This window comes from Arthrobacter sp. NPDC080082, from assembly GCF_040686595.1.
Lineage (GTDB): Bacteria > Actinomycetota > Actinomycetes > Actinomycetales > Micrococcaceae > Arthrobacter.
Genome location: NZ_JBFBKQ010000006.1, coordinates 140237 through 166389 on the forward strand (window position 1 = coordinate 140237; position 26153 = coordinate 166389).

Consider the following 26153-nt stretch of genomic DNA (forward strand, 5'->3'; position numbering starts at 1 on the left):
TCCTGTGTGTGGGTCAGGCGTCGGCGGAGACGTTCGGGGTGCCGTGGGTGTGGAAGGTTTCGATGGTCTTCATGCCCCACGCCTGGCCCTTCTTGCGCTCCTCCTGGGTCCATTCCACCACCGGGGAGTCGGGATCCAACAGGAGCCGGGCGCCCGCATTCGCGAATTCGATCCGGTTCCCGCCGGGCTCCCAGACGTAGAGGAAGAAGGTCTGGTTAATGGCGTGCTTGTGCGGGCCGGACTCGATGTGGATGCCGTTCTCCAGGAAGATATCCGCGGCCTTGAGGATGTCCTCGCGGGTGTCCGGGGCGAACGCGACGTGGTGCAGCCGGTTGCCGTGCTTGAGCCAGTCGTCGGAGTAGACCACGTCGTAGGACTTGTTATTGAAGTGGAACCACCAGGCCGCATAGCCGCCGTCGTCGAGCTTGATCCGCTCGCTCTCCCGGCCGCAGAGGGCGTGCGCCACGAACTCGCCGTTGGCCACCACGTCCTTGGCCAGGTAGTTGATGTGGTCCAGCCGGCGCGCGTTCACGCCGCGGCCAGGGAAGGCCGAAGCCTGGTTCTTCAGTGCCGGCCTGTCGTCGGTGGCGACGTAGCGCTCGGTCTCGTAGTAGAGGGCCATGCTGTGCCCGTCCGGGTCGCGAAACATGTAAGTCGGCCCGGTCCCCACCTCCCCGTCCACCCAGCCGGTCCCCAGGCCCATGGCCTCGATCGCGGCGACCCGGCGCTCCAGCGCGGCCTGGCTGCTGGCCCGGAAGGAAGTGCGGCCCACACCTGCGTCGGCGGATTCGGTGAGCTTGATCGTGTAGAGCTGGTATTCGTCCCAGGTGCGCAGGTACACGGACCGGCCGCCCCCGGCGTCCCCGGCGGCCTCGGCGACGACGCGCATGGCCAGCAGGTCTCGGAAGAACCACAGGCTTTTGTCGAAGGTGGGGGTCAGCAGCTCCACATTCCCCAGGTGGGCGACGTCGAACGAGGTGTACTCGGTCACGGGGCAGTCCTCTCGTAGCGGTGGTGGTCAGGGCCGGGGGCGCGGGAAGACCCGCCCGTCGAAGATCTTGCGGGCGGTGCGCAGCGCCGCCGAGCGGGTCACGATGATCCCGTCCGGGCCGGCGGCCAGGCCCACCTCGACGTCGAAGTGGCCCGTCGGGTGCTCGATCCGGCACGGTTCGCCGGGCCCGGGCAGGGCGGCAAGGCCGTGGCCCACGGACCCGTCCGCCAGGATCCCGGCCGCAACGGTCAGCGCGCCGAGCACCCCGATGGAGGTGTGCACCCGCACCGGCAGGAAGCTGCGGGTGGTGACGGTGCCGCCACCCCGGGGCGGGGAGAGCAGCACCAGCTTCGGCACCGTTGCCTTACTGACGTCGCCCATTCCCATCAGAGCGGCAGCGTTCTTACGGAGCCCGGCCAGCCGGTCCGCCAGCGTGGCGTCCCTCTCGAGCTCCGCCGGGGATTCGTCGCCGGCCAGGCCCAGGTCCGCGGCGCGCAGCAGCACGCTCGGCATCCCGTTATCCACGCAGGTCACCGCCAGGCGGTCCACGGTGTCCAGCACCCGTCCGGTGGGAAACAGCGCCCCGGTGGAGGACCCGGCGGTGCCCTCGAAGTTCAGCCGGACCGGCGCCGCGGTGCCGGGGACGCCGTCGATCGCGAGGCCGCCGTCGTACTCGGGCCGGCCGCCCGGGGTGGGGAAGGCGGCGGTGGCGAGGCTGCCGGTGTTGAGCATTCGGATCCGGACCTCGGTGTTTTCAGCGCCGGCGCGCACCAGGCCGCGTTCCACGGCGAAAGGGCCCACGCCCGCCAGCAGGTTGCCGCAGTTCTGCCGGCTGCTGACCATCGCCTCGTCCACGCCCACCTGCAGGAACAGGTAATCCACGTCCGCATCCCCGTCCGGGGAGGGAGACACGACGGCCACCTTGCTGGTCAGTGGATGCGCCCCGCCGAGGCCGTCGATCTGCCGGGGGTCGGGGCTGCCCATGATCCGCAGCAGCAGGGCATCCCGCTCCTCCGGGCCGGCGGGAAGCTCGGAGGCCAGGAAGTAGGCCCCCTTCGAGGTGCCGCCGCGCATCAGCAGGCACGGAATGCCCTCGGTCTCAGCCATCCCGGGACTCATATTCCGCAGCGGTTATATACCGGACGCCGAGCCCGTCGAGGAGGCCGCGCAGCTTGTTGCGGTCCAGGCTCAGCCCGCCGGTGGAGTAGTCGGCGCGTGAATCGGCCTCCTTGGCCGCCCGTGCGTCCGCGGCCCGCAGCGCCCCCGGAGCCTCCGGCCGCGGCACGCACAGCACGCCGTCGTCGTCGGCGATGATCACGTCGCCGGGGCGCACCACGGTCCCGCCGATGGCGACCGGGACGTTCACCGAACCGGCCGTGGCCTTCACCGTGCCCTGGGCGTTGACGGCCGCTGCCCAGGCCGGGAATCCCAGGGCCCGCAGCTCGGCCACGTCCCGGACCCCGCCGGTGGTCACCAGTCCGCGGACACCGCGGTGCCGCAGCGCCGTGGCGAAGAGTTCGCCGAAGGACCCGTCCAGGGAGGGGGAGGTGGTGGTCACCACCAGGATGTCGCCCTCGCGGCACTGTTCGACGGCGGCGTGGATCATGAGATTGTCGCCGGGCCAGCAGAGCACGGTCACGGCGGTGCCTGCGATCCGGTCGCCGTCCTGGATGGGGCGAAGGCCGGGGCCGAGGAGCCCCGTGCGGCCCATGGCCTCGTGCACGGTGGCGACCCCAAGCGCCCCGAGCCGGTCCGCCACCCCGGCGTCGGCCCGTTCGATCCCGGTGACCACGACGGTCCTCATGCCGCCACCCCTCTCATTCCCGCGGTGCTTCAGGCCAGGACATCGGTGACCTGGGGGTAGTAGCGCATGTAGGCCTCGCCGCGGGTGTCCACCGGCAGTCCGAGGTTCGGCCCGGCGTTGCGCTTGACCTGGACGCCGCGGCGGACGGCCAGGGAGCTGTAGTACTCCCACATGTGCTTCTGGGCGGGCAGGCATTTCATGGCGCGTTCCTTGGCCGGGAACGCTGCGGTGATGTCCAGCAGGACGTCGGGTTTGAAGTCGCACTGCTCCGGCTGGTGCGGTTCGAAGAAGAACACCGGGGGAGCCCCGAGTACCTCGCCGGGGGCGTCATAACCGATCGCCTGGGCCAGGATCCGGGCCTCGATCGCCAGCCGGGCCGCCGCCGGGTGGTCCCCGTTGTAGGGGTCCAGCAGCGGGTGGGTCAGCACCACCGTGGGCTGGATCCGGCGGTAGATCCGGACCAGCGTGTCCAGCAGTTCGCGGCTGGGCTGCAGCGGGTAGTCGCCGGCGTCCAGGAACTCGATCTCGGCGCCGAGCGCGGCCGCCGCGGCCCCCGCCTCAGACCGGCGCAGCTCTTTGATCTCCTCGAGCGACTTGCCGGCGAGCCACTGACTCGCGGACTCGCCCCGCTCACCGTAGGAGAGGCAGATGACGACGGCGCGGTCCCCCCGGGCGGTGGCGGCGGCGATCGCGCCCCCGGCCCGCCAGACGAAATCCCCGGCGTGCGCGCTGACCACCAGCACCGTTCCTGGCATGCCCATGTCTCGGTCCTCTCCGGTTCGCTCCGCGGACAGTGCCAGACAACCACGCTCTGGCAGACCGGTCAATACATCCCATACAATTTTGTTAGCAATCCTGATTCCAGATCCGTACGGCGATCGCGGCCACGGTTGCGGCCCGCTATCAAAGGAGATAACCGATGGCCCAGAAGTCCCTGCAGGATGTCCTCGACGCGGCCGGCAACACCGTGGAGCACCTCCGCAACTCCCAGCTCGGCACCTACATCTACCCGGTGGTGCCGGCGGAGTTCACCAACTGGCGGCGCGAGCAGCGGGCCTGGCGGGAGACCGCCGTCCTCTACGACCAGTCGCACCACATGGTGAACTTCTTCATCACGGGCCCGGATGCGCTGAGGCTCCTCTCGGACACTGGCATCAACAGCTTCGCCAACTTCCCGGTCAACACCGCCAAACAGTTCGTTCCCACCGCCTCCAACGGCGGCGTGATCGGCGACGGCATCCTCTTCCACCAGACGGAGAACGAATTCGTTTACGTCGGCCGGGCGCCGGCGGCGAACTGGCTGCAGTTCCACGCCGAGACCGGCGGCTACGACGTCGAATGCCGCTACGACGACCGGTCCCCGTCGCGTCCCTACGGCCAGGCCGTCCAGCGCGAGTACTACCGGTTCCAGATCCAGGGCCCGAACGCCTGGCAGATCATCGAAAAGCTCAACGGCGGCACGCTGGAACAGGTCAGGTTCTTCCACATGGGGCAGCTGGAGATCGCCGGGGAGCAGGTCCGCACGCTGCGCCACGGCATGGCGGGCGCGCCGGGCCTGGAAATCTGGGGACCCTACGCCCAGCACGGCAGGATCCGCGACGCGGTGCTGGAAGCCGGCGCGGAGTTCGGCATCGAACCCTGCGGATCCCGTGCCTACTCCTCCAATACCCTGGAGTCCGGCTGGATCCCCTCGCCGTTGCCGGCCATCTACAGCAGCGACGCCGAGCGCGCTTACCGGCGGTGGCTGCCCGCCGCCAGCTACGAGGCCACCAATGCCCTGGCCGGATCGTTCGTCTCGGACAGCATCGAGGACTACTACCTGACCCCCTGGGAGCTCGGTTACGGCTCCTTCGTGAAGTTCGACCATGACTTCATCGGCCGGGATGCCCTGGAGCGGATCGACCCGGCGTCCCAGCGGCGCAAGGTCACCCTGGCCTGGAATGACGAGGACCTGGCGAGGATCTGGGCCTCCTTCCTGGACCGGGACACCCCCGGCTACCAGTTCTTCGACCTCCCCAACGCCAACTACGGCTCCTCAAACTATGACTCCGTGGTGGACGCGGACGGCACCCCGGTGGGGCTCTCGCTCTTCACCGGCGTCTCGGCCAACGAACGCCGCGGCCTGTCCCTGGCCACCGTTGACGCGAACGTCGAGGCCGGCACCGAGGTGAGGGTGATCTGGGGCGAACCCGGCGGCGGCTCCCGCAAGACCACCGTGGAACCGCACGAGCAGCTCAGTGTGCGCGCCGTCGTCAGCCCGGTGCCCTACGCCGTGACGGCCCGGACCGAGTACCACGGCGGCTGGCGCACCGCCGGCGCCGCCCGCTAGGGGTCAGGCCGGCGGGAGATCGCGGAGGGCCGCGATGACGCTGAGCAGGTGGCTGCGCACCGCCTGCTCGGCGGCGTCCGGATCCCGGGCGACGACGGCGTCGATGATCGCGGCGTGCTCCAGTACGGAAACCTTGGCCCGCTGCGGCCGGGAGGAGAGCTTGAACTGGTGCCGGACGCTCTGGGCGTGCAGCCGGGCCAGGACCTCCGCGGCGATCGTGTGATGGCTCAGTTCCCGGATCCGGTTGTCCAGCGAGAGGTTCAGCCGGGAGTACTCCACCAGGTCACCCTCGGCGACGGACTCGACCATCCTGGCCCGGAGGTCCAGCAGTTCGGCGGCGTCCCCGTCGCTGAGCGCGGCCGCGGTCTTCGCGGCACACAGGCCCTCGACGCCGATCCGCACCTCCAGGATCTCGATCGCCTCCTCCACCGAGATGGCACGCACCCGGGAGCCGCGGTTGGGCAGCCGCTCCACAAGGCCCTCGCCGGCCAGCTCCAGCAACGCGGTCCTTACCGTGGCACGGCTGGCGGCGAAGGCCCCGCTCAGGTCGGCCTCGATCAGCCGCTGGTTGGGGGCGTACTCGCCGCGGATGATCGCCCCGCGGATCAGGTCCGTCACCCGGGTGTCCGCGGCGGGCCCGGCCACCGCGGGACTCTCAGCTGCTGGTGCCATATGAACTCAACCCCCGGAATCGGACTGCGGCAGACCCCGGATCCGGGACCATATTGTCTACAATCTTAGAAGCATCGAAGGGGTGGGTCCGCATGCGCGTCGCCGTACTCGGCCTGGGGGAAGCCGGAAGCATCTATGCCGCGGACCTTGCCGGGCTGGGCGTGGCCGTCGCCGGCGTCGACCCCCGGGTGGCCGCGACACCGCCGGGCGTGCTCCGGGCCGTCTCCGTGGCGGAGGCGGTGCGCGGCGCGTCCGTGGTCCTCAGCCTGGTGGGGGGAGCCGCCGCTGCGGAGGTTCTGGGCCAGGCGTTGCCCGCCTTGGGCCAGGACGCCCTCTACGCGGACCTGAACACCGCCGGGCCGGAGGCCAAACGGCGGTTGGCCCTGGCGGCCCGGGACGGCGGGGCGGGCTTCGTCGACGTCGCCGTCCTGGCCCCCGTGGCCCGCGCCCGGCTGGCCACCCCGCTGCTGCTGAGCGGCCCCGGCACGGAGGCGCTGCTGCCGGTGCTGGCGGGCTGGGGAATCCCGGCGGCCGGCGCGGGCGGCGAGGCGGGCGCGGCCGCCGGTTTGAAGCTGCTGCGCAGCGTATTCATGAAGGGCCTCGCGGCCGGGCTGATCGAGGCGGTGACGGCGGCCCGTGCGGTGGGCGCGGAGGAGTGGTTGACCGGGCAGATCGCCGCGGAGCTGGGCCCCGCCGGCCCTGCGCTGGTATCGCGGCTGCTGGCGGGGACGCCGGTCCACGCGGTGCGGCGCGAGGCGGAGATGCGCGAGGCGCGGGCCTTCCTGGACACCCTCGGCGTGCCGCACCCGGTCACCGACGGCACCATCGAATGGCTGCACCTGCTGGCCGGGGGCAGTCCTGACTGACTACGCCCGCCGGCCGGTCGTGGGTCTCCGTTCCAGGCGGCGGTTGGATCCCCGGCTCAAGCGACGCGCCACAGGGTGCATTCGTCGGTATTGACGGCCTTGCGCATGCCGCTGTGCCGGTCCATGATCCAGACGACGCCGATTCCCGGGGCCGTCTCCTGCACGCACCCGCGGCGGATGACGACGTCGTCGTAGTTCGGTCCCACCCGCAGGCGGGCCTCGATCTCATCCCCGCGCCGCACCTGCTCAAGGCTGCGGATTCGGACAACGTGCGCTGCGGCTTCCTTCAACATGGCGGGCCTCCCGGACTGGAGCTGATGCCTGGACCTGCGGGCACTTCCAGTGTGGGAGCCCATTGTTGCCGCCGCGTTTCGGTGCGGTAAGGAACGGGTTAGTTCTCGACGCCGGGCCGGGTGCAGGCAAGAATGGGCGCATGGACCTGCCCCTGATGCCTCCGGTCGCGCCGATGCTGGCCAAGGCCGTCCCCGCCCTCCCCGAGGGGGAGCTGAGCTTCGAACCCAAATGGGACGGTTTCCGCTCCATCATCTTCCGCGACGGGGACGAGGTGGAGATCGGCAGCCGCAACGGCAAACCGCTGACCCGCTACTTCCCGGAGCTGGTCGAGGCCCTGAAGCGGAACCTGCCGCCGCGCTGCGTGCTGGACGGGGAGGTGGTCCTGGTGGCGGGGGACCGGCTGGATTTCGACGCGCTGCAGCAACGGATCCACCCCGCGGCCAGCCGGGTCAAGCTGCTGGCCGGGCAGACTCCGGCCAGCTTCGTCGCCTTCGACCTGCTGGCGCTGGACGGCGAGGACTTCACCGGCCGGCCGTTCGCGGAACGCCGCGAGGCCCTGGAACGTGCGCTGGCCGCCAGCAGCGCGCCGGTGCACGTCACGGCCGCGACCCGGGACCGGGACACCGCGGAGCGCTGGTTCAACCAGTTCGAGGGCGCCGGCCTGGACGGGATCGTGGCCAAGGCCCTGGACTCGGTCTATCAGCCGGACAAGCGGACCATGTTCAAGGTCAAGCACCAGCGCACCGCGGACTGCGTCCTGGCCGGCTACCGGGTGCACACCTCCGGGCCGGACCGGGTGGGCTCGCTGCTGCTGGGGCTCTACGACGGCGACGGCGTGCTGGCCAGCGTCGGCGTGGTGGGTGCCTTCCCGATGCAGCGCCGGAAGGAACTCTTCGAGGAACTCCAGCCCCTGGTCACGGATTTCGCCGGCCACCCCTGGGCCTGGGACCGGCAGGAGGACGGCACCCGCACCCCGCGCAACGCCGAGGGCAGCCGGTGGAGCGGCAGCAAGGACCTCAGCTTCGTGCCGCTGCGGCCGGAGCGGGTGCTGGAGGTCAAGTACGACCACATGGAAGGGCCCCGGTTCCGGCACACCACCCAGTTCGTGCGGTGGCGGCCGGACCGGGACCCCCGGTCCTGCACCTACGCCCAACTCGAGGAACCGGTCGGCTACGACCTGGCCGACGTGCTGGGCGCCGGCCGCTAGGCGTACGCTCCTCCCCGGTTACCTCGCCCCTCAGTGCCCCGACACGCCGGAAGGCCCGGCGTGTTCCGTGAACACACCGGGCCTTCCGGGTTTGTAACCGGGCGGGAACGTCCGCCCTGGCCTTTCAAACGGAGGCGGGCTCAGCGTAGGCCGAGCTCCTTGGTGGGGACCTTGAAGGTTTCCTTAGCGGTCAGCGCGGAGGCGGCGGCGATGACGCAGATGATGGCGGTAAAGATGGTGATCTGGACCCAGCCACCGGCCTTGATGCCACCCATCGCAGCCACGATCGCCGGGGCGAAGCCGGCCATCAGGAAGCCCAGCTGGGTGCCGATCGCCAGGCCGGAGAAGCGGACCTTGGTGCTGAACATCTCGGCGTAGAAGGAGGGCCAGACGGCGTTCGAGGCGGCGTAGCCGAAGGAGAAGAAGCCGATCGCGGCCAGGAACATCTGCGGGACGGAACCGGATTCGAGGCTGAGCAGGAACACCGGGGTCAGCACCGCGCTGGAGAGCGCGCCGTAGATGAAGACGGGCTTCCGGCCGATCCGGTCCGCGAGCTTGCCGAACAGCGGCTGGGTGCCCAGGGCCACCAGGTTCGCGCCGACCACCAGCCAGAGGGTCACGGTGCCGTCCACGTTGGCGACGGTCTTGGCGTAGCTGATGGCCAGGGTGCCGAAGACGGTGGAGACGGCGGCGATGAACGCGCAGGCCACGACGCGGAGCACGTCACGCCAGTGGTGCTTGAGCAGGTCGGCCACCGGGATCTTGGAAATCTGGGCGCTCTTCTGGGCTTCCTCGAAGGCGGGCGGCTCGTGCAGGGTGCGGCGGATGAAGAACGCGACCACCACGACGACGGCGCTGAGCCAGAACGGGATGCGCCAGCCGATGCCGTACTTGACCTCGTCCGGCAGGGCGAGGACCGGGATGAAGACGAGGGCTGCGAGGATCTGGCCGCCCTGGGTGCCGGTGAGGGTCCAGGAGGTGAAGAAGGAGCGGCGGTTGTCCGGGGCGTGCTCCAGCGTCATGGAGGAGGCGCCGGCCTGCTCGCCGGCGGCGGAGAGGCCCTGGCAGAGCCGCGCGATCACCAGCAGTACCGGTGCCCACCAGCCGACCGTCTTGAAGTCCGGCAGGCAGCCGATGACGAAGGTGGAGGCGCCCATCAGCACCAGCGTGAACATGAGGACCTTGCGGCGGCCCACCCGGTCACCGAAGTGGCCCAGGATGATGGCGCCCACCGGGCGGGCGATGTACGCGAAGCCGAAGGTCGCGAAGGACATGATGGCGGCGTTGGTGTCCGCGTCCGGGAAGAAGACCTTCGGGAAGATCAGGGCGGCGGCGGAACCGAAGATGAAGAAGTCGTAGTACTCGACGGCGCTGCCGAGGAAGCTGGCGAGGGCAGCCTTCTTCGGCGTGCCCGCCGGAGTGGCGGTGCCCGGCGTCGTAGTCGGGAGAGTCTGGCTCATGGTGTTCCTTCGGGGTGACGGCATTGTCGGGATGGATCTGGGGGCCGTGCCGGCCGCTGGCTTCCCGGATGCGGCAGCCGATTGACCTGGAGTGGACCCTGTGAAGTAGCCGCATGGTGGGAGCTACTTGCGTGATGTAGCAAGCATGGCTGTGGGGTAGATCACTTGTCAAGGAAAATATTCACCATCTAGCAATAGCTCTCACAATGTGAGAACATCGAGTCATGAGTGTGAACCAGGACACAATGCCGGCCGCCGATCAGTCCGGCGCCGAAACTGCTGCCGATTCCGTTGCCGAGCCGACCGCCGGGACGGGTCCGGCAACAACCGCAGGAGCCGGTGCCGGGGCGGGTCCGGAACCGGCCGCCGGCTCCCGCACCGACATGGTCGGCAAGGCCCTCGGGCTGCTGGTCCTGCTCGGCGACGAACCCCGCGGCGCCAGTGCCGCTGAACTGTCCCGCCGCGCCGAGCTGCCGTTCAGCACCACCTACCGGCTGCTGGGCTCGCTGACCCGGGACGGCTTCGTCGATTACGAGCCGGATGGCCGCCGCTATCACCTGGGCCTGCGGGTGTTCCAGCTGGGTCAGCGGGTATCGAACCACCACGGCTTCGCCGGCACCTCGCTGCCCATCCTGCGCCGGGTGACCGAGGAGACCGGGGAGGCCACCATCCTCTCCGTGCGGGACGGCAACCACCACCTGACGGTGAACAAGGTGGATGGCCCGCAGACATTCCGGGTGACCTCGGATCCCGGCCATCTGGGTGCGCTGCACACCACCTCCGTGGGGAAGGCGCTGGTTGCCTTCGCCGATGACGCCACCCGGAACCGGCTCCTGGAGGAACTCCCGCTCGATCCCCTGACGGAGCGTTCCATTACCGACCGCGGGGACTTCCGCGCCGAAATCGAGCAGGTCCGCGCCCGCGGCTACGCCACCATGGACGAGGAGAACGAGCTGGGCATGCGCGCCGTCGCCGTCCCCGTCTTCAATGCCCAGGGCCACGCCTTCGCCTCCCTGGCCACCGCCGTGCCGGTCTTCCGGATGAGCATGGAGGCCCTCATGGCGCTGGTGCCCCTGCTGCAGGCGGCGGCCGCGGAACTCTCCGCCAGGCTGCCGCAGCAATAGATAAGTTCGTCATAAGAACACAAGTGCATTATGTGAACACTTGCAGTATTGTTACCCCTATCACTTTCCCCGCCTCCCCGAGCGGTGCGGCGGAGAGGGTGCCGTTGTCAAAGGAGCTAGACGGATGAGCAACCGAGCGGAGTCCTTCCTCATAGGCCTCGTGGGTGATGGCGTGACGCCGTCGCTCACGCCGCCCATGCACGAACGGGAGGGCGATGAGCAGGGCTTGCGCTACCTGTACCGGCCCATCGACCTGATCGAACTCGGCCTGCCCGGCACCGCCGTCGGTGATCTCCTCACCGGGGCCGCGCGGCTCGGCTTCAACGGCCTGAACATCACCCACCCCTGCAAGCAGCTGGTCATCGAGCACCTCGACGACCTCACCCCGGACGCCCGCCGGCTTGGTGCGGTCAACACCGTCACCATCCGGGGCGGCCGGCTGACCGGCCACAACACCGACTGCTCCGGCTTTGCCGCGGCCCTGGCCGACGGGCTCCCCGACGCCACCCTGGACCGCGTGGTCCAGCTCGGCGCCGGCGGCGCGGGCTCCGCCGTCGCCTACGCCCTGCTCACCGCCGGCGTCCGTGAACTGGACCTGGTGGACACCGACCCCGCCCGCTGCGCCGCCCGCGCCGCCGAGCTGGCCGTCCTCTTCCCCGGCGCCACGGTCACGGCACGGACGACGGCGGAGCTGCCGGCCCTGATGCCGCGCGCCGACGGCCTGGTCCACTGCACCCCGGTGGGCATGGCCGCCCACCCGGGCCTGCCGCTGGACGCCGATCTGCTGGAATCCCGGCACTGGGTGGCGGACATCGTCTACCGGCCGATCGAGACCGAGCTGGTCCGGGTGGCGCGGGAACGCGGCTGCGACGTCCTCGACGGCGGCCGGATGGCCGTGGGCCAGGCCGCCGACGCCTTCCGCATCTTCACCGGAAGGGAACCGGACGCGGCCCGGATGCGTGACCACTTCCTGGAACTCGTCGCCGCCGAGGAGGTGGCCGCCTGATGCGCACCGGAATCGCCACCGTCTGCCTCTCCGGCACCCTGCGGGAGAAGATGCAGGCCTGCGCCATCGCCGGCTTCGACGGGATCGAGATCTTCGAACAGGACCTGGTGACCTCGCCGCTGAGCCCGGAGGACATCCGCGCCATGGCCGCGGACCTGGGACTCACCCTGGACCTGTACCAGCCGTTCCGCGACTTCGACAGCGTCCCGGAGGAGCTGCTGGGCGGCAACCTCCGCCGCGCCGAGGCCAAGTTCCGGCTGATGTCCAGACTTGGCATGGACACCATCCTGGTCTGCTCCAACGTGGCCACCGCGTCGATCGACGACGACGACCTCCGGACCGAACAGCTGGCCCGGCTCGCGGAGCTGGCCGGGGAGCACGGGGTCCGGGTGGCGTACGAGGCCCTCGCCTGGGGCCGATACGTCAACGACTACGAGCACGCCCACCGCCTGGTGGCCCGGGTGGACCACCCGAACCTGGGCACCTGCCTGGACTCCTTCCATATCCTCTCCCGGGACTGGGACACCGCACCGATCGAGGCGTTCGACCCGGAGAAGATCTTCTTCGTCCAGGTCGCGGACGCCCCCAAGCTGTCCATGGACGTGCTGTCCTGGAGCCGGCACCACCGCGTCTTCCCGGGCGAGGGGCAGTTCGAGTTGGCCAAGTTCATGGGCCACGTGGTCCGCGCCGGGTACGCGGGACCGGTCTCGCTCGAGGTCTTCAACGACGTCTTCCGCCAGTCCGACGTCGAACGCACCGCCGTGGACGCAATGCGCTCGCTGATCTGGCTCGAGGAACAAAGCGCCAAGTGGCTTACCGGGAACGCGCCCGGTGCCGCCGCCGGCCGGCCCGCCCCGCGCCGGCACCCGATGGAGCTGGCCACGCTGCCGCGGGTGGCCGAACCCGCCGGGTTTAACTTCGCCGAGGTGCGCGCCACGGACACCGCCGCGCTGGAGAGCCTGCTGGGCCAGCTCGGTTTCGGCTTCAACGGCCGGCACCGCAGCAAGAACGTCCAGCTCTGGACCCTCGGCCAGGCCCGGATCATCATCAACGAGGACGCCCCGGCCCCGGCGGAAACCGCCATCGCCGCCGTCGGCTTCGACGTCGACTCGCCCGTGCTCGCCGCGGCCCGCGCCCGGCAGCTGAAGGCCCCCGCCGTGCCGCGCACCAGCCGCGCGGACGAGGAGGTCTTCCAGGGCTTCGCCGCACCGGATTCCACCGAGATCTTCCTCTGCCAGGGCAGCCCGGACGGCACGGCCGCCTGGGTGGACGAGTTCGGCCCCGGCCACGCGGACGCCGCCGCGGAAGGGGCAGCCGCCGGGTCCGGCGCCGTGATCGACCACGTCAACCTGGCCCAGCCCTGGCAGCACTTCGACGAGGCCGTCCTCTTCTACACCAGCGCCCTGGCGCTCCAGCCCCAGCCCTATGCCGAGGTGGCCAGCCCCACCGGGCTGGTCCGCTCGCAGGTCATGGCCACGGGCGACCGGGGCGTCCGGCTGGTACTCAACCTCGCCCCGCTGCACCAGCAGGAGGGCTCCACGGAGCCGGCCGGCGGGGGCCACGCGCCGCGCCGGACCTACCAGGAGCACATCGCGGTGGCCGTCGATGACCTGGTGGCCACCGCCCGCGCCGCCCGGGACCGGGGCCTGGACTTCCTGCGCATCCCGGCCAACTACTACGAGGACCTGGACGCCCGCTTCGACCTGGACCCGGAGTTCCTCGCCACCCTGCGCGAGCTGAACCTGCTCTACGACCGCGACGCCGACGGCGAGTTCCTGCACTTCTACACCGCCACCGTGGGCAGCGTGTTCTTCGAAATGGTTGAACGCCGCGGCCGCTACGACGGGTATGGTGCCCCCAACGCGCCGGTCCGCCACGCCGTCCAGTACGACCACCGGCACCAACTGACCCGCACCTCCTGACCCGCGCATCATCCGAGAATCACCGATCCAGCACCACGAAAGGAGGCTGCAGTGCCTGAAGAGATCAACCGCGAGACGTTCAACGCGGACCCGCTCACCGAAGACGTGTCCGACGCAGCGCCCCAGACCCCGGCCCAACCGGCCGTACCCGCCCTGGACACCGCCGCCGAATCCCAGCAGATCCTCAGCGACGAGATGCAGGCCCTCGGCGCCGCGTACGCCCAGGCCCGCGCCAACGGCGCCACCGCGGAAATCCAGCCGCGGCTGGACTACCCGCCGTACCGCAGCAGCATCCTCCGGCACCCCACGAAGAGCCTGCACCACGCGGACCCGGAGACCATCGAGCTGTACTCACCGGCGTTCGGGCACATGGACGTGCACGCGCTGGAGTCGGACCTGACCATCCAGCACAACGGCGAGCCCCTGGGTGAACGGATCATCGTCTCCGGCAGGGTCCTCGACGGCGACGGCCGCCCGGTCGCCGGCCAGCTGGTGGAGATCTGGCAGGCCAACTCCTCCGGCCGCTACATCCACAAGCGGGACCAGCACCCGGCCCCGCTGGACCCGAACTTCACCGGCGTCGGCCGCTGCATCACCGGCGCGGACGGCTCCTACAGCTTCACCACCATCAAGCCCGGCGCGTACCCGTGGAAGAACCACCTGAACGCCTGGCGTCCCGCGCACATCCACTTCTCGCTCTTCGGCCACGAGTTCACCCAGCGCATCGTCACGCAGATGTACTTCCCCGGCGACCCGCTCTTCGCCCTCGACCCGATCTACCAGTCGATCGTGGACCAGGACGCCCGGGACCGCCTGGTGGCTACCTACAACCACGACCAGACCAAGCCCGAGTGGGCGCTGGCCTACAACTGGGACATCGTCCTGACCGGGTCCAAGCGGACCTGGACCGAAAACGAGGCCCTCGGCGCGGAAGGCGACCACCATGAGTAAGTTGACCCCCACGCCCGGCCAGACGGTGGGCCCGTTCTACGGCTACGCCCTGCCCTACGCCAAGGACCGCGAACTGCTGCCGCCCGCCACCCCGGGCAGCATCCGGTTGCAGGGCGCGGTCTACGACGGCGCCGGCCACCCGGTCCCGGACGCCATCCTGGAGATCTGGCAGGCCGACGCCGAGGGTAACGTCCCGCATCACCCCGGCTCCCTGGTCCGCGACGGGTACACCTTCACCGGCTTCGGCCGCTGCGCCGTCGGCAACACCGGCGTCTTCACCTTCACCACCGTCAACCCCGGCCCCACCGCCCCGGGTGCCGCGCCGTTCATCTCGGTGGTGGTCTTCGCCCGCGGCCTGATGAACCGGCTCTTCACCCGCGTGTACCTGCCGGAGAACGAGGAAGCCCTGGCCAGCGACCCGCTGCTGTCCACCCTGGACCCGGAGCGCCGCCGCACGCTGATCGCCCGGCGCGAGGCCGACGGCGGCCTGCGTTGGGATATCCGGCTGCAGGGCGAGGGCGAGACGGTGTTCCTCGACTTCGAGGCCGGCTCCGAGGGCGAGGGCACCGCGCCGTGACGGCTCCCCTTCCCGACGGCGACTTTGGCCTGCTCAGCCCGGTCTCGGCCGCCCCGCGGGTAACGGCGCTGACCGGCGACCGCGCCGTCCTCGCCGCCATCCTGCGGGTCGAGGCCGCCTGGGCCGGGGTCCTCGAGGAGGCTTCCCTGGCGCCCGCCGGGTCTGCCGCCGTCGTTGCGGCGGCCGCGGACGTGGACCACTACGACCTTGCCGGGATCGCGGTCCGCGCCCAGGGCGGGGCTAACCCGGTGATCCCGCTGCTGGCCGACCTCCGGGCCCGGGTCACCACCCTGGACACGGAGGGCCTCGGGGCGTCCGCCGCGGTGCACGCGTCCCTGACCAGCCAGGACGTGCTGGACTCGGCCCTGATGCTGCTGGCCTCCGACGCCGTCGCCGAACTCCTGGCCGGGGTGCGGGAATCGACGGCGGCGCTGGCCGGGCTCGCCGAACGCCACCGGGACACCGTCTGCGTGGGCCGCAGCCTGACCCAGCACTCGCTGCCCTACAGCTTCGGACTCCGGGCCGCGCAGTGGTTCGCCGGGCTCGTCGACGCCGCGGCCCGCCTGGAGAGCCTGGAGTTTCCGGTGCAGACCGGCGGCGCCGCCGGCACCCTGGCCGCCGGCACCGCACTGGCCGGCCCCGCCAGCACCCCGTTCGAGCTCTCCGACCGGCTCGCCGCCAGCCTCGGCCTGGACCCGGTCGCTGCACCCTGGCACACCAACCGCCTCGCCGTCACGGCACTGGGCGACGCCCTCACCGCGGTCACGGACGCGGCCGGCAAAATCGCCGGGGACGTGCTGTTCCTCAGCCGGCCCGAGGTCGCCGAGCTGTCCGAACCCGTAGCCCCCGGACGCGGCGGCTCCTCGGCGATGCCGCACAAGCAGAACCCGGTCCTCTCGGTCCTGGTCCGCAGCGCCGCGCTGCAGGCCCCCGCGCTGGCGGCCCAGCTGCACCTTGCCGCCGCCAGCTTCAACGACGAACGTGCCGACGGCGCCTGGCACGCCGAATGGCCCGCGCTGCGCTCCCTGCTCCGGCTCGCCCTCGGCGCCGCCGGCCAGCTGCGCGAGCTCACCGCCGGGCTGCAGGTGCACCCGGACGCCATGCGCCGCAACCTGGACCTCTTCGGGCCGCTGCTGCTCTCCGAGGCCGTCGGCGCCGCCGTCGCGCCCCTGCTGGGGGACGGCGGCCGCGCCCGGCTGCAGGAGGTAGTGGACCGCACCCTGCAGGCGCCCGCCGCCGAGCGGGGCGCCACCTACCGCTCGCTGCTGCGGGAGGCCGTCCCCGCCGACGCCCTCACCGACGAACGGCTCGAGGAGCTGCTCGACCCCGCGAACTACCTCGGCCAGTCCGGCGGGATCATCCGCCGGCTGCTCGACGCCCGGCCCGGCTTCGCTGACCCGGCCCTCCAGAAAGGTGTTTCCGATGACTAAGCCAACCCTCAAGGCCGTCCTGCTCTCGCCGCAACGCGAACTCGGCGACCGGCCCCTGGTGGTGGTGGGGCCCTCCCTGGGGACCTCCACCCTGCTCTGGAGCCAGGCCGGGGGCCTCCTCGGCAACGCATTCGACGTCGTTGCCTGGGACCTGCCCGGCCACGGGGTCTCCCCGGCCGCGACGGAACCCTTTACCGTGGCCGAACTGGCCGACGCCGTCGTCGAGCTCGTCGATTCGATCTCCCCGGGCGCACGCTTCCACTACGCCGGCGTCTCCCTCGGCGGGGCCGTGGGGCTGCAGCTGGGCATCAAACACGGCGGCAGGCTCAAGAGCCTCTCCGTGCAGTGCAGCGGCGCCAGGATCGGCACCCCCGAGGGCTGGCTGGAGCGCGCGGAGACCGTCCGGAACCAGGGCACCCCGGTGATGATCGAGGGCTCCGCCCAGCGCTGGTTCGCGCCCGGCTTCTTGGAGCACGAACCCGAGCGCAGCAGCCGCCTGCTGCACACGCTCAGGGATGCCGACCGGTTCAGCTACGCGTTCTGCTGTGAGGCCCTGGCCGGCTACGACGTCCGCGCCGAACTCGGCAGCATCACCGTCCCCACCCAGGCCCTCGCCGGGGAGTTGGACGAGGTGGCACCGCCGTCGCTCGCGAAGGAAATCGTGGACGGCATCACCGCCGGCGGTGGCACCGCGAACGCCGCCACCCTGGCCGGCGTCGCCCACCTGGCACCCTTCGAGGCCCCCGGGCACGTCGCCGAACTGCTGCGCACCCTCATCACCTGGGCCGAGTCGAACGGGACGGGACAGTGAGCGGCCCGGACCGTCACGGCGTCGTCCAGCCGGAGGCCACCAGCCGCGAGATCTACGACGGCGGCATGAAGGTCCGCCGCGAGGTGCTCGGCGACGCGCATGTAGACCGGGCCAACGCCGCCAAGGACGACTTCACCGAGGACTTCCAGGACATGATCACCCGGATCGCCTGGGGTGGCATCTGGACCCGGCCGGGCATCAGCCGGCAGATGCGCTCCGCCGTGACCATCACCGCGATGGTGGCGCACGGGCACTGGGAGGAGCTGGCCATGCACATCCGGGCCGCCCTGACCAACGGCCTGACCCGGGACGAGATCAAGGAGATCCTGCTGCAGACGGCCATCTACTGCGGGGTCCCGTCGGCCAACACCGCCTTCAAGACCGCCCAGCAGGTGTTCCGCACCATCGACGAGACCGAAGTGGACAAGAACCATGACTGAGGCTTTTCTGTACGACGCCGTACGGACCCCGTTCGGCAAATTCGGCGGCGGCCTGGCCGGCGTACGCCCGGATGACCTGGCCGCGCACGTGATCGGCGAGGCCGTCCGCCGGGCCCCCGGCCTGGACCCGGAGCGGATCGACGAGGTGGTCTTCGGCAACGCCAACGGCGCCGGCGAGGAAAACCGCAACGTCGCCCGGATGGGCACCCTGCTGGCAGGGCTTCCGGTCGGCGTCCCGGGGACCACGGTCAACCGGCTCTGCGGGTCCTCGCTGGACGCGGCGATCATCGCCTCCCGGCAGATCGCCACCGGCGACGCCGACCTGGTACTCACCGGCGGCGTCGAGTCGATGTCCCGGGCGCCGTGGGTTCTGCCCAAGACCGAAAAGCCCTACCCGGCCGGGGACATGGCCCTGGTGTCCACCACCCTGGGCTGGCGCCTGGTGAACAAACGGATGCGCCCGGACTGGTCCATCTCCCTCGGCGAGGCCACCGAGCGGCTCCGCGAGAAGTTCGGCGTCACGCGGCAGGCACAGGACGAGTTCTCGGCCGCCTCGCACAACCTGGCCGCCGCGGCCTGGGACGAGGGCTTCTACGACTCCCTCGTCGCCGCCGTGCCGGGCACGGACCTGACGCGGGACGAGGGCATCCGCCCCGGTTCCAGCGCGGAGAAGCTCGCCGGGTTGAAGACCGTCTTCCGCGCCGAGGCCGACGGGCCCGACGGCGGGACCATCACGGCCGGAAACGCCTCCCCGCTCTCCGACGGCGCTTCGGCGGCGTGGCTGGGCAGCGAGGCCGCCGCCGGGCTGCTCGGCCTGGACCCGCTGGCCCGGATCGCCGGCCGCGGCGCGCACGCCAACGACCCTCAGTACTTTGGCTACGCCCCCGTCGAGGCGGCCAACAAGGCCCTCGCGAAGGCAGGGATCGGCTGGGACCAGGTGGGCGCCGTCGAACTCAATGAGGCCTTCGCCGCGCAGTCCCTGGCCTGCATCAACGGCTGGGGCATCGATCCCGCGATTGTGAACCGGCACGGCGGGGCGATCGCCATGGGCCACCCGCTGGGCGCCTCCGGCGGCCGGCTGCTGGGCACCCTGGCCCGCTCCCTGCAGGCGTCCGGAGAACGCTGGGGCGTCGCCGCGATCTGCATCGGCGTCGGGCAGGGCCTCGCCGTCGTCCTCGAAAACGTCACCGCCGGCGCCAGCAAGGGAAAGGCCTGAGCCATGCTGAACTTCGTAGACACGGTGGCCGAGGCCGTCGCCGGTATCCGGGACGGGTCCACGGTGATGATCGGCGGTTTCGGCAACGCCGGCCAGCCCTTCGAACTCATCGACGCCCTGCTCGACGGCGGCGCCACCGGCCTCACGGTGGTGAACAACAACGCCGGCCAGGCGGATCAGGGCCTGGCGCTGCTGATCAAGGAGGGCCGGGTGCGGAAGATGATCTGCTCCTTCCCCCGCCAGTCCGACTCCTGGCACTTCGACGAGAAGTACCGGGCCGGGGAGATCGAACTGGAGCTTGTCCCGCAGGGCAACCTGGCCGAACGGATCCGGGCGGCCGGGGCCGGAATCGGCGGCTTCTTCACCCCCACCGGCTACGGCACCATGCTCGCCGAGGGCAAGGAAACCCGGTTCCTGGACGGCAAATGGCAGGTCTTCGAGACGCCCATCCACGCCGACGTCGCCCTGATCAAGGCGCTCACCGCCGACGGCAAGGGCAACCTGGTCTACCGCAAGACCGCCCGGAACTTCGGTCCCATCATGGCCGCGGCTGCCAAGCACACCATCGTCCAGGTCTCCGACGTCGTCCCCACCGGCAGCCTCGACCCGGAAAACGTCATCACGCCCGGAATCTACGTCAACAGCATTGTGAAGGTGGCCTGAGATGAGCACGCAGTCCGAGCGCCAGGAGAGTCTCCGGCGCTCCGAAGAGCCCCTGGGCCGGGACGAGCTGGCCCGCCTGGTGGCCCGGGACATCGCCCCCGGCTCGTTCGTCAACCTGGGCATCGGCCAGCCCACCCTGGTCTCCAACTACCTCGAGCCGGAACAGAACGTCACCCTTCACACGGAGAACGGCATGCTCGGCATGGGACCCGAGGCTACCGGGGGCCAGATCGACGGCGATCTGATCAACGCCGGCAAGATCCCCGTCACCGAGCTGCCCGGCGCCTCCTACTTCCACCACGCGGACTCCTTCGCGATCATGCGCGGCGGCCACCTGGACATCTGCGTCCTCGGCGCCTTCCAGGTCTCCGGGACCGGGGACCTGGCGAACTGGCACACCGGCGCCCCGGACGCGATCCCGGCCGTGGGCGGGGCCATGGACCTGGCCACCGGCGCCAAGGACGTCTTCGTGATGATGACCCTGCTGACCCGCGACGGCGTCTCCAAACTGGTGGAAACCTGCACCTACCCGCTCACCGGAATCGGCTGCGTCACCCGCGTCTACACGGACAAGGCCGTCTTCCTCATCGGGCCCGACGGCGTCACGGTGCGGGAGACGTTCGGCTGCACCCTGGCGGACCTGCAGGCCGTGGTGCCCGTGCCGCTGACCGCGGCCGGGCCGGAATGACGGGCCGCGCAGATAGGGTAGGGCGGTGACTCAAAAGCCGAACCCGTCCCCGGCCGGTGCCACGGAGGCGCCCGCCGCGAGCGACCAGTACGTCCAGTCGCTGGCCCGCGGCCTGGCCGTCATCCGCTCCTTCGACGCCGAGCACCCGCAGATGACGCTCAGCGAGGTGGCCGCGCGGACGGATCTGACCCGCGCCACGGCCCGGCGCTTCCTGCACACCCTGGTGGAGCTGGGCTACGTCCGCACCGATGGCAAGGACTTCGCGCTCACGGCCAAGGTGCTGCAGCTCGGCTACGCGTACCTCTCCGGGCTGTCCCTGCCGCAGATCGCCCAGCCGCACCTGGAGGAGCTCTCCCTGGCGCTCGGCGAATCAACCTCCGCCGCGGTGCTGGAGGGCCAGGACATCAGTTACGTCGCCCGGGTGGCGACGCGCCGGATCATGACCGTCGGCATCACCGTGGGCACCCGGTTCCCCGCCTATGCCACCTCGATGGGCCGGGTGCTGCTGGCCGCCCTCCCGCCGGAGGAGCTGGCGCGCTACCTGGACACCGCGGATCTGCGACCGCTGACACCGCACACCATCGCCGACCGCGCCGGGCTGGAGGCCGAACTCGCCACGGTCCGCGCCCAGGGCTGGTGCCTGCTGGACCAGGAACTGGAACTCGGGCTGATGTCCGTGGCCGCGCCGATCCACGACGGGCCGAAGGTGGTGGCGGCGATCAACGTGTCCCTGCAGGCCCAGGCCGTCGCGGCCCGCCCGGACCCCGCAGCGTACCTCGACTCGGTCCGCGAGGCCGCCGTCGCCACCGCCGAACTCATCTCGGCGGACCTCTCCGCGAAGAGCTGAGCCGCGGGCTTGGCGCGCGGACTGAGTCGCCGGGCGAGGGGTTCTAGACCCGGCGGGACCGGGCGAAGAGCTGCCGCAGCGTGAAGAAGGAGCCCAGCGCGCTGAACAGCAGCATCATCAGGAATTCGCCCTTGAGGTCCTGCACCAGCGGCGGATTGCTCGTGAGGTTGTAGCCCAGCAGGTCCCAGGCTCCCGGTTCGAAGAGCAGTCCGAAGGGCTGGTCGCCGATATATTCGGCCACATCCAGCCAGATGCTGCCGAAGAACGCCAGGAGCATGGTCAGCGCGGTCACGCCCAGCACCACCCAGGCCCCGCGCCGGGTCACGGAGCCGCCCCGGCCACCGGTGCTGCCGGCCAGATAGAGCCGTGCGGCGCCGGCCGCCGTCACGAACGACACCAGCGAGGCCATCCAGCCGAGCTTCCAGAGAGCCAGCCACAGCACGACGCCGGCCGGGACCACCGCCAGGGCGAAGACGGTGCCGCGCACGGCGTGCTCCAGCGTCTCGGTCCGCGGGCGGGGCAGCGGCAGGGCCGGCAGCAGCGTGTGCCGGCGGTCCGCCGAATCCGGCCACGGCGCGCCGTCGGGCCATCGCTGGCCGTAGCGGGGCTCCGCCCCGAGGTTCGTCAGTGAGTGTTCGTGTGCGTCGGAATCCGCGCGCTCGGTCATCATTCCCCCAAATGAGATGAGTCTTCCGGCCACATCGGGCCGCTAAATCCCGCCCAGTCTGGCACATACCTTGGACAAAATACGGATTCCCGGCGGATTGTTTCCCCGTCGCCGGGCCGGGGCCCGGTTACGCGGTGGAGACGGTGATGGTGACGCCCTCGTCGTCGTCACGGATCTGCAGCTGCAGCGGCCGGTTCACCAGGGTGGTGTGCATGTCCTCGCCGCCCTCGGGATCGAGTTGTTCGGCCAGCCGGGTCAGCGCCAGCGCCATGGCCCGGCCCCAGTCGTGGGGATCCCTGCTGGAGGCTTCGGCTTCCGCCGTGTGATGGTCCTGGTGTTCGGTCATGTGGCCGCCTTCCGCGTCCGAAGCGCACACGCCCCGGAGGTTCCGGGGCGGCATCCGGCCAGGCCGGCACGCTTCAGTCCTTGAACACGGTCAGTGTACTGACCATCCGAGCGGTGCGTCCACGATTCCGCGCCCCCGCTGTGCGGGATAGCGGGGCGGCGCGGATAGGATTTCACTGCGGGAGCCATCCCGCCACGCTGCCCGAAGGACGACATGCCACAGAACAATGCCGCGACCCAGGCCACCCCGGCCCCGGAGCATTCCGCACAGACCAGCCCGGCAGGGGACGCCTCGACGACCCGCCGCGCCGCCGTCGTCATCAACCCGATGAAATCCTCCGGCGAGGACTTCAAGACCGCCTTCTATGACCTCTGCGAGTCGGAGGGCTGGGCCGAGCCTCTCTGGCTCGAGACCACCGCCGAGGACACCGGCCTGGGCCAGGCGCGTGAGGCCCTGGAGGCCGGCGTCGACGTTGTCATCGCCGCGGGCGGGGACGGCACCGTCCGGTGCGTCGCCGAGGTCCTCGCCGGCACCGGCACCCCGATGGGCCTGGTGCCGATGGGCACGGGCAACCTGCTGGCCCGCAACATCGGGGTCGACATCACCGACCCGGTCGCGGCCAGCCGGGACGTCCTGGCCGGTTCCGACATCAAGGTCGACGTCGTCAAGGCGCGGCTGGACCACGGCGGGGACGAGCAGCTGTTCCTGGTCATGGCCGGACTGGGATACGACGCGGCCATCATGGCCAACACCGTCGACGAGCTCAAGGACCGGGTGGGCTGGCTGGCCTACGTCGAGGCCGGCATCCGGCACCTGCCCGGCAAGCCGGTCCGCGCCCGGATCAGCGTCGACGGACAGCAGCCGGTCCGGCGCCGCATCCGCAGCGTCATGGTGGGCAACTGCGGCAAGATCACCGGCGGCATCGAGGTCTTCCCGGACGCCAAGATCGACGACGGCATCCTGGACGTCCTGATCCTCGCCCCGCAGGGCCGGCTCGGCTGGTTCAGTGTGCTGGCCGGCATGTTCGGCCGCAAGAACGACAAGAACAAGGCCGTGGAGTACTTCGTCGGCAAGACCGCGGAAATCAGCCTCGACCAGGAGCAGGAATTCCAGCTCGACGGCGACCACATCGGCAAGGCCAAGCACCTGAGCGTGGCAGTCGAGCACGAGGCCCTGACCATCCGGATGACGAAGGCCGCGCAGGCCTAGCGAGAGGCGCCTGGCCGCTAGCGGTGATCGGCCGGGACGTCCCGGGAGTCGCGGGACGTCCCGGCCACCACCGTCAGCAGGTCCCGGATCTCGGCCAGCAGGGCCGTGTCCGCCGGGAGCGGCTTCTCCTCCGGCTCCGCCGTCGCGAGCCGGTTCTTGACCATCCTGTTGATCCGGTTCATCGGCGCCACGAAGATGAAGTACACCACCGCGGCGGTGATCAGGAAGGTGACGAACGCGGTCAGCACCGCGCCAACGTTGACGAACGTCTTCTCGTTGCCCGGCCAGATGTGGAAGCCGAGGCCCTGGGCCTGCACGCCGCCCGCGGCCGCGATGATCGGGTTGATGATGTTGGTGGTGAAGGCGGTCACCAGGGCGGTAAACGCTGTACCGACGACGACGGCGATCGACAGTTCGATCACGTTGCCGCGCAGGATGAAGTCCTTGAATCCTTTGAGCATGGGGTCCTCCGGGAATGCTGCCGTACGGGTGTTTCAACCGCTCGACGCTACCACCGCAAGCACCCTCCGGGTCTTCCGTTGATCGGAAATTGAGGCGGCGGCGGGGACCTTCCGGGCGTAAGCTCGTCAGGGATGCCAGTGCCGCCGTCGTTCACTGAATGGCAAAGGAAGGCCCCTCACACCCCGTGCATCCCTCATCCGCCGCGGACCGCCGCGCACCGTTCGCCGACTTCTTCGCCGTGTTCTTCAGCATGGGCCCGGCCAACAAGGACCACCACCCCGCGCTCCGCTGCGCCGTCGGCGTCTTCGTCCCGTTGATCACCCTGGTGCTGCTGCAGCGGCTGGACCTGGCCATCTTCGCCTCCTTCGGCGCCTTCGCCGGGATCTACGGACGTAACGAGCCGCACGGCCGGCGGCTGGTGCTGCAGCTGCGCGCGGGAACGCTGATGCTCGCCGTGATCCTGCTGGCTGCCCTGACCGCGCACGCCGGCGCGCTGCCCGCGTTCACGCCGGCCGGGCGGATCTGGCTGCAGGTCGCGGCGACCACCCTGGTGGCCGGCGCCTGCTCGCTCATCGTCTCCCTGTGGCGTCTCCGCCCGGCGGGATCCCTGTTTCACATCTTCGCGTTCGCGGCGATCGCCTCCGTCCCGCACCAGCCGCCGCTCTGGCAGGGCATGCTGGTGGCGGTGCTGACGGTCGCGTTCTCGCTCCTGGTGGGCATGTCCTCCCGCGTGGTTCCCGGCCTGCGGCGGCCGTGGAGCTGGTCCGCCCCCGTCCGCCTGACCGGGCCGGAGCGTCGTGCGGCGTGGCAGGAGGCCGTCGGTTACCTCGTGGCCGCGGGCCTGTCCGGGATCCTGGCCACGGTGATCGGCCAGCGCCTTGGCATCGGCCACAACTACTGGGCCATGGTGGCCGCCGTCGTGCCCCTGGTGGGCCACACCACCCGGCACCGGATCAGCCGCGGCCTGCAGCGCATACTGGGCACGGCCCTGGGCCTGGCGCTGCTCGCGGCGATCTTGCTGCTGCAGCCCGAACCCTGGCTGACGGTGCTGGTGATCGCCGCCTGCCAGTACGGCGCGGAGATGTTCATCGCCCGCCAGTACCTGGTGGCCCAGCTCTTCGTCACGCCGCTGGCCCTGATCTCCACCCTCCTGGTGGCGCCCGTTCCGGCCGGCGTGCTGCTCCGGGACCGGCTCTTCGAGACCGTAATCGGTGCCGTGGTGGGCGTTGCCGTCGTCCTGGCGCCCGCCCTGTGGCGGCAGTGGAAGACTGGTCGCTAGCAGGAAACGTCGACGGCGGGAGCGTGGGGCATGGCCAATTCCGAATCGGGTGATTCGGTGGTGGACCGCGTGGTGCGCCTGCTGGAGGCCATCCCGGAGGGTTCGGATGCGCTGCAGCTCTCCGAACTCGCCGCCCGCGCCGGGCTGCCGCTGAGCACCGCGCACCGCCTGGTCCGGCAGCTGGCCGGGCACGGGCTGCTGGAACTCGGTGCCGGCGGGTCGGTCCGGCTGGGGCTGCGGCTTTGGGAACTGGTAAACCGGAACTCGCCCACCCTGGCCCTGCGGCAGGCGGCGATGCCGTTCATGGAGGACATTCAGCAGGTGCTGAACCAGAACGTGAACCTGGCGGTGCTGGACGGTGCGGAGGCCCTCTTCGTCGAACGACTCTCCCGGCGCGGCTCGGTGGCGAACCGGGCCAAGGTGGCCGGCCGAATGCCCGTGCACCTCTCCTCGGCCGGGCTGGTGCTGATGGCCCACCAGCCGCCCGCCCGCCAGGCGGCGTACCTGCGCGACTTCGCCGATCCCGCCGGGAAAGTGGGCGTGGCCGAGCTCCGCGCGCTGCTGGCCCAGGCCGCCGCCCAGGGCTACGCCGAACTCTCCGGCGTGGTGGATCCGGACACGTGGGGCATCGCGGTGCCGGTCCGGGACGCCCGCAAGCGCGCGGTGGCCGCGCTCGGCGTCGTGGTTCCCGTGCGGGAGATGCGGCTCCAGGCGCTGGTGCCCGCGCTGCAGACCGCCGCGCGGGGCATCGGGCGGCGGCTGGGGGAGACCCGCGCATCCTCGATCCATTCAACGGAACAGGTGTAACGCCGGTCACGCCCGTGCGGCACACTGGGAGGCAGTGATGATCCGGTCCGTGCGCCGCGCCCGCCCCGGGCCCGCCCGGACCCCG

Annotated in this window: 28 protein-coding genes; 18 read left to right on the forward strand and 10 right to left on the reverse strand. The window is 70.8% G+C overall.

Going from position 1 to position 26153, the window contains the following annotated elements; all coding sequences use genetic code 11:
- Positions 1 to 13: 13 nt before the first annotated feature.
- Genes AB0O44_RS13715 through AB0O44_RS13730 form a run of 4 tightly spaced genes read right to left on the reverse strand, consistent with a single transcriptional unit; the run spans position 14 to position 3556 of the window.
- On the reverse strand, positions 14 to 991 hold the full coding sequence (locus AB0O44_RS13715; protein ID WP_364138194.1) for a VOC family protein: 978 nt from the start codon (positions 989 to 991) through the stop codon (positions 14 to 16).
- A gap of 27 nt (positions 992 to 1018) precedes the next feature.
- A complete protein-coding gene (locus AB0O44_RS13720) occupies positions 1019 to 2098 on the reverse strand; it encodes a 4-oxalomesaconate tautomerase (protein WP_364138197.1) in 1080 nt (359 codons plus the stop codon).
- Entirely contained in the window at positions 2091 to 2795 is a 705-nt protein-coding gene (locus AB0O44_RS13725; RefSeq protein WP_364138200.1) for a 4-carboxy-4-hydroxy-2-oxoadipate aldolase/oxaloacetate decarboxylase, read from the reverse strand. Before AB0O44_RS13725 ends, AB0O44_RS13720 begins: the two co-directional genes overlap by 8 nt.
- 29 nt (positions 2796 to 2824) lie before the next feature.
- On the reverse strand, positions 2825 to 3556 hold the full coding sequence (locus tag AB0O44_RS13730) for a PIG-L deacetylase family protein (protein WP_364138203.1): 732 nt from the start codon (positions 3554 to 3556) through the stop codon (positions 2825 to 2827).
- Between the two features lie 158 nt (positions 3557 to 3714).
- Between AB0O44_RS13730 and AB0O44_RS13735 the strand changes: the two genes are divergently transcribed.
- The gene (locus AB0O44_RS13735; RefSeq protein ID WP_364138206.1) at positions 3715 to 5124 is read left to right on the forward strand and encodes an aminomethyl transferase family protein; all 1410 of its coding nucleotides are present in this window, start codon (positions 3715 to 3717) and stop codon (positions 5122 to 5124) included.
- Between the two features lie 3 nt (positions 5125 to 5127).
- Here AB0O44_RS13735 and AB0O44_RS13740 read toward each other — a convergent pair whose 3' ends face one another.
- Positions 5128 to 5796 (reverse strand): GntR family transcriptional regulator, encoded by a 669-nt coding sequence (locus AB0O44_RS13740; RefSeq protein WP_364138209.1) that lies wholly within the window; start codon positions 5794 to 5796, stop codon positions 5128 to 5130.
- 92 nt (positions 5797 to 5888) lie between these two features.
- Between AB0O44_RS13740 and AB0O44_RS13745 the strand changes: the two genes are divergently transcribed.
- Positions 5889 to 6662, forward strand: a complete 774-nt coding sequence (locus AB0O44_RS13745; RefSeq protein ID WP_364138212.1) for a DUF1932 domain-containing protein — start codon at positions 5889 to 5891, stop codon at positions 6660 to 6662.
- Positions 6663 to 6718: 56 nt separating this feature from the next.
- Here the strand turns inward: AB0O44_RS13745 and AB0O44_RS13750 are convergent, their stop codons facing one another.
- Positions 6719 to 6955, reverse strand: coding sequence for a hypothetical protein (locus AB0O44_RS13750; RefSeq protein ID WP_364138215.1), 237 nt, complete (start codon positions 6953 to 6955; stop codon positions 6719 to 6721).
- A 140-nt stretch (positions 6956 to 7095) separates the two neighbouring features.
- On the opposite strand from AB0O44_RS13750, the gene AB0O44_RS13755 reads away from it, so the two are divergent.
- Complete coding sequence (locus AB0O44_RS13755; RefSeq protein WP_364138218.1) at positions 7096 to 8163, forward strand: ATP-dependent DNA ligase; 1068 nt, start codon at positions 7096 to 7098, stop codon at positions 8161 to 8163.
- 140 nt (positions 8164 to 8303) lie between these two features.
- On the opposite strand, the gene AB0O44_RS13760 is transcribed toward AB0O44_RS13755, so the two are convergent.
- Positions 8304 to 9623 carry an MFS transporter gene (locus AB0O44_RS13760; RefSeq protein ID WP_364138221.1) on the reverse strand — a complete coding sequence of 440 codons (1320 nt, stop codon included), beginning with the start codon at positions 9621 to 9623 and terminating at the stop codon, positions 8304 to 8306.
- A 224-nt stretch (positions 9624 to 9847) separates the two neighbouring features.
- Between AB0O44_RS13760 and AB0O44_RS13765 the strand changes: the two genes are divergently transcribed.
- The 12 genes from AB0O44_RS13765 (at position 9848) to AB0O44_RS13820 (ending at position 21298) form a co-directional block, all read left to right on the forward strand.
- The gene (locus AB0O44_RS13765; RefSeq protein WP_364138224.1) at positions 9848 to 10747 is read left to right on the forward strand and encodes an IclR family transcriptional regulator; all 900 of its coding nucleotides are present in this window, start codon (positions 9848 to 9850) and stop codon (positions 10745 to 10747) included.
- 124 nt (positions 10748 to 10871) lie between these two features.
- A complete protein-coding gene (locus AB0O44_RS13770) occupies positions 10872 to 11753 on the forward strand; it encodes a shikimate dehydrogenase (protein ID WP_364138227.1) in 882 nt (293 codons plus the stop codon).
- Positions 11753 to 13675: a TIM barrel protein gene (locus AB0O44_RS13775; protein WP_364138230.1), complete on the forward strand. Its 1923-nt coding sequence runs from the start codon at positions 11753 to 11755 to the stop codon at positions 13673 to 13675. Before AB0O44_RS13770 ends, AB0O44_RS13775 begins: the two co-directional genes overlap by 1 nt.
- Positions 13676 to 13726: 51 nt before the next feature.
- On the forward strand, positions 13727 to 14626 hold the full coding sequence (pcaH, locus tag AB0O44_RS13780) for a protocatechuate 3,4-dioxygenase subunit beta (protein WP_364138233.1): 900 nt from the start codon (positions 13727 to 13729) through the stop codon (positions 14624 to 14626).
- Entirely contained in the window at positions 14619 to 15203 is a 585-nt protein-coding gene (gene pcaG / locus AB0O44_RS13785) for a protocatechuate 3,4-dioxygenase subunit alpha (RefSeq protein ID WP_364138236.1), read from the forward strand. Before pcaH ends, pcaG begins: the two co-directional genes overlap by 8 nt.
- Positions 15200 to 16633 carry a lyase family protein gene (locus AB0O44_RS13790; RefSeq protein WP_364138239.1) on the forward strand — a complete coding sequence of 478 codons (1434 nt, stop codon included), beginning with the start codon at positions 15200 to 15202 and terminating at the stop codon, positions 16631 to 16633. Before pcaG ends, AB0O44_RS13790 begins: the two co-directional genes overlap by 4 nt.
- Positions 16626 to 17444 carry an alpha/beta fold hydrolase gene (locus AB0O44_RS13795; protein WP_364138242.1) on the forward strand — a complete coding sequence of 273 codons (819 nt, stop codon included), beginning with the start codon at positions 16626 to 16628 and terminating at the stop codon, positions 17442 to 17444. The genes AB0O44_RS13790 and AB0O44_RS13795 overlap by 8 nt, the downstream gene beginning before the upstream one ends.
- Complete coding sequence (pcaC, locus tag AB0O44_RS13800; protein ID WP_364138245.1) at positions 17441 to 17884, forward strand: 4-carboxymuconolactone decarboxylase; 444 nt, start codon at positions 17441 to 17443, stop codon at positions 17882 to 17884. The genes AB0O44_RS13795 and pcaC overlap by 4 nt, the downstream gene beginning before the upstream one ends.
- Positions 17877 to 19100 (forward strand): thiolase family protein, encoded by a 1224-nt coding sequence (locus AB0O44_RS13805; protein WP_364138247.1) that lies wholly within the window; start codon positions 17877 to 17879, stop codon positions 19098 to 19100. The genes pcaC and AB0O44_RS13805 overlap by 8 nt, the downstream gene beginning before the upstream one ends.
- Positions 19101 to 19103: 3 nt before the next feature.
- Positions 19104 to 19763, forward strand: coding sequence for a 3-oxoacid CoA-transferase subunit A (locus tag AB0O44_RS13810; RefSeq protein WP_364138250.1), 660 nt, complete (start codon positions 19104 to 19106; stop codon positions 19761 to 19763).
- 1 nt (position 19764) lies between these two features.
- Positions 19765 to 20451 (forward strand): 3-oxoacid CoA-transferase subunit B, encoded by a 687-nt coding sequence (locus tag AB0O44_RS13815; RefSeq protein WP_290257198.1) that lies wholly within the window; start codon positions 19765 to 19767, stop codon positions 20449 to 20451.
- Positions 20452 to 20476: 25 nt separating this feature from the next.
- Positions 20477 to 21298 (forward strand): IclR family transcriptional regulator C-terminal domain-containing protein, encoded by an 822-nt coding sequence (locus AB0O44_RS13820; RefSeq protein ID WP_290257199.1) that lies wholly within the window; start codon positions 20477 to 20479, stop codon positions 21296 to 21298.
- A 43-nt stretch (positions 21299 to 21341) separates the two neighbouring features.
- Here AB0O44_RS13820 and AB0O44_RS13825 read toward each other — a convergent pair whose 3' ends face one another.
- Together AB0O44_RS13825 and AB0O44_RS13830 are read right to left on the reverse strand one after the other, a co-directional pair.
- On the reverse strand, positions 21342 to 21968 hold the full coding sequence (locus tag AB0O44_RS13825) for a hypothetical protein (protein WP_364138253.1): 627 nt from the start codon (positions 21966 to 21968) through the stop codon (positions 21342 to 21344).
- Positions 21969 to 22092: 124 nt separating this feature from the next.
- Complete coding sequence (locus AB0O44_RS13830; protein WP_364138256.1) at positions 22093 to 22311, reverse strand: hypothetical protein; 219 nt, start codon at positions 22309 to 22311, stop codon at positions 22093 to 22095.
- A gap of 213 nt (positions 22312 to 22524) precedes the next feature.
- On the opposite strand from AB0O44_RS13830, the gene AB0O44_RS13835 reads away from it, so the two are divergent.
- A complete protein-coding gene (locus AB0O44_RS13835) occupies positions 22525 to 23520 on the forward strand; it encodes a diacylglycerol kinase family protein (RefSeq protein ID WP_364138259.1) in 996 nt (331 codons plus the stop codon).
- 17 nt (positions 23521 to 23537) lie between these two features.
- On the opposite strand, the gene mscL is transcribed toward AB0O44_RS13835, so the two are convergent.
- The gene (gene mscL, locus AB0O44_RS13840; RefSeq protein ID WP_364138262.1) at positions 23538 to 23981 is read right to left on the reverse strand and encodes a large conductance mechanosensitive channel protein MscL; all 444 of its coding nucleotides are present in this window, start codon (positions 23979 to 23981) and stop codon (positions 23538 to 23540) included.
- Between the two features lie 251 nt (positions 23982 to 24232).
- Between mscL and AB0O44_RS13845 the strand changes: the two genes are divergently transcribed.
- Together AB0O44_RS13845 and AB0O44_RS13850 are read left to right on the forward strand one after the other, a co-directional pair.
- The gene (locus tag AB0O44_RS13845; RefSeq protein WP_364138458.1) at positions 24233 to 25261 is read left to right on the forward strand and encodes an FUSC family protein; all 1029 of its coding nucleotides are present in this window, start codon (positions 24233 to 24235) and stop codon (positions 25259 to 25261) included.
- 30 nt (positions 25262 to 25291) lie between these two features.
- A complete protein-coding gene (locus AB0O44_RS13850; RefSeq protein ID WP_364138265.1) occupies positions 25292 to 26068 on the forward strand; it encodes an IclR family transcriptional regulator in 777 nt (258 codons plus the stop codon).
- The last annotated feature ends 85 nt before the right edge of the window (positions 26069 to 26153 follow it).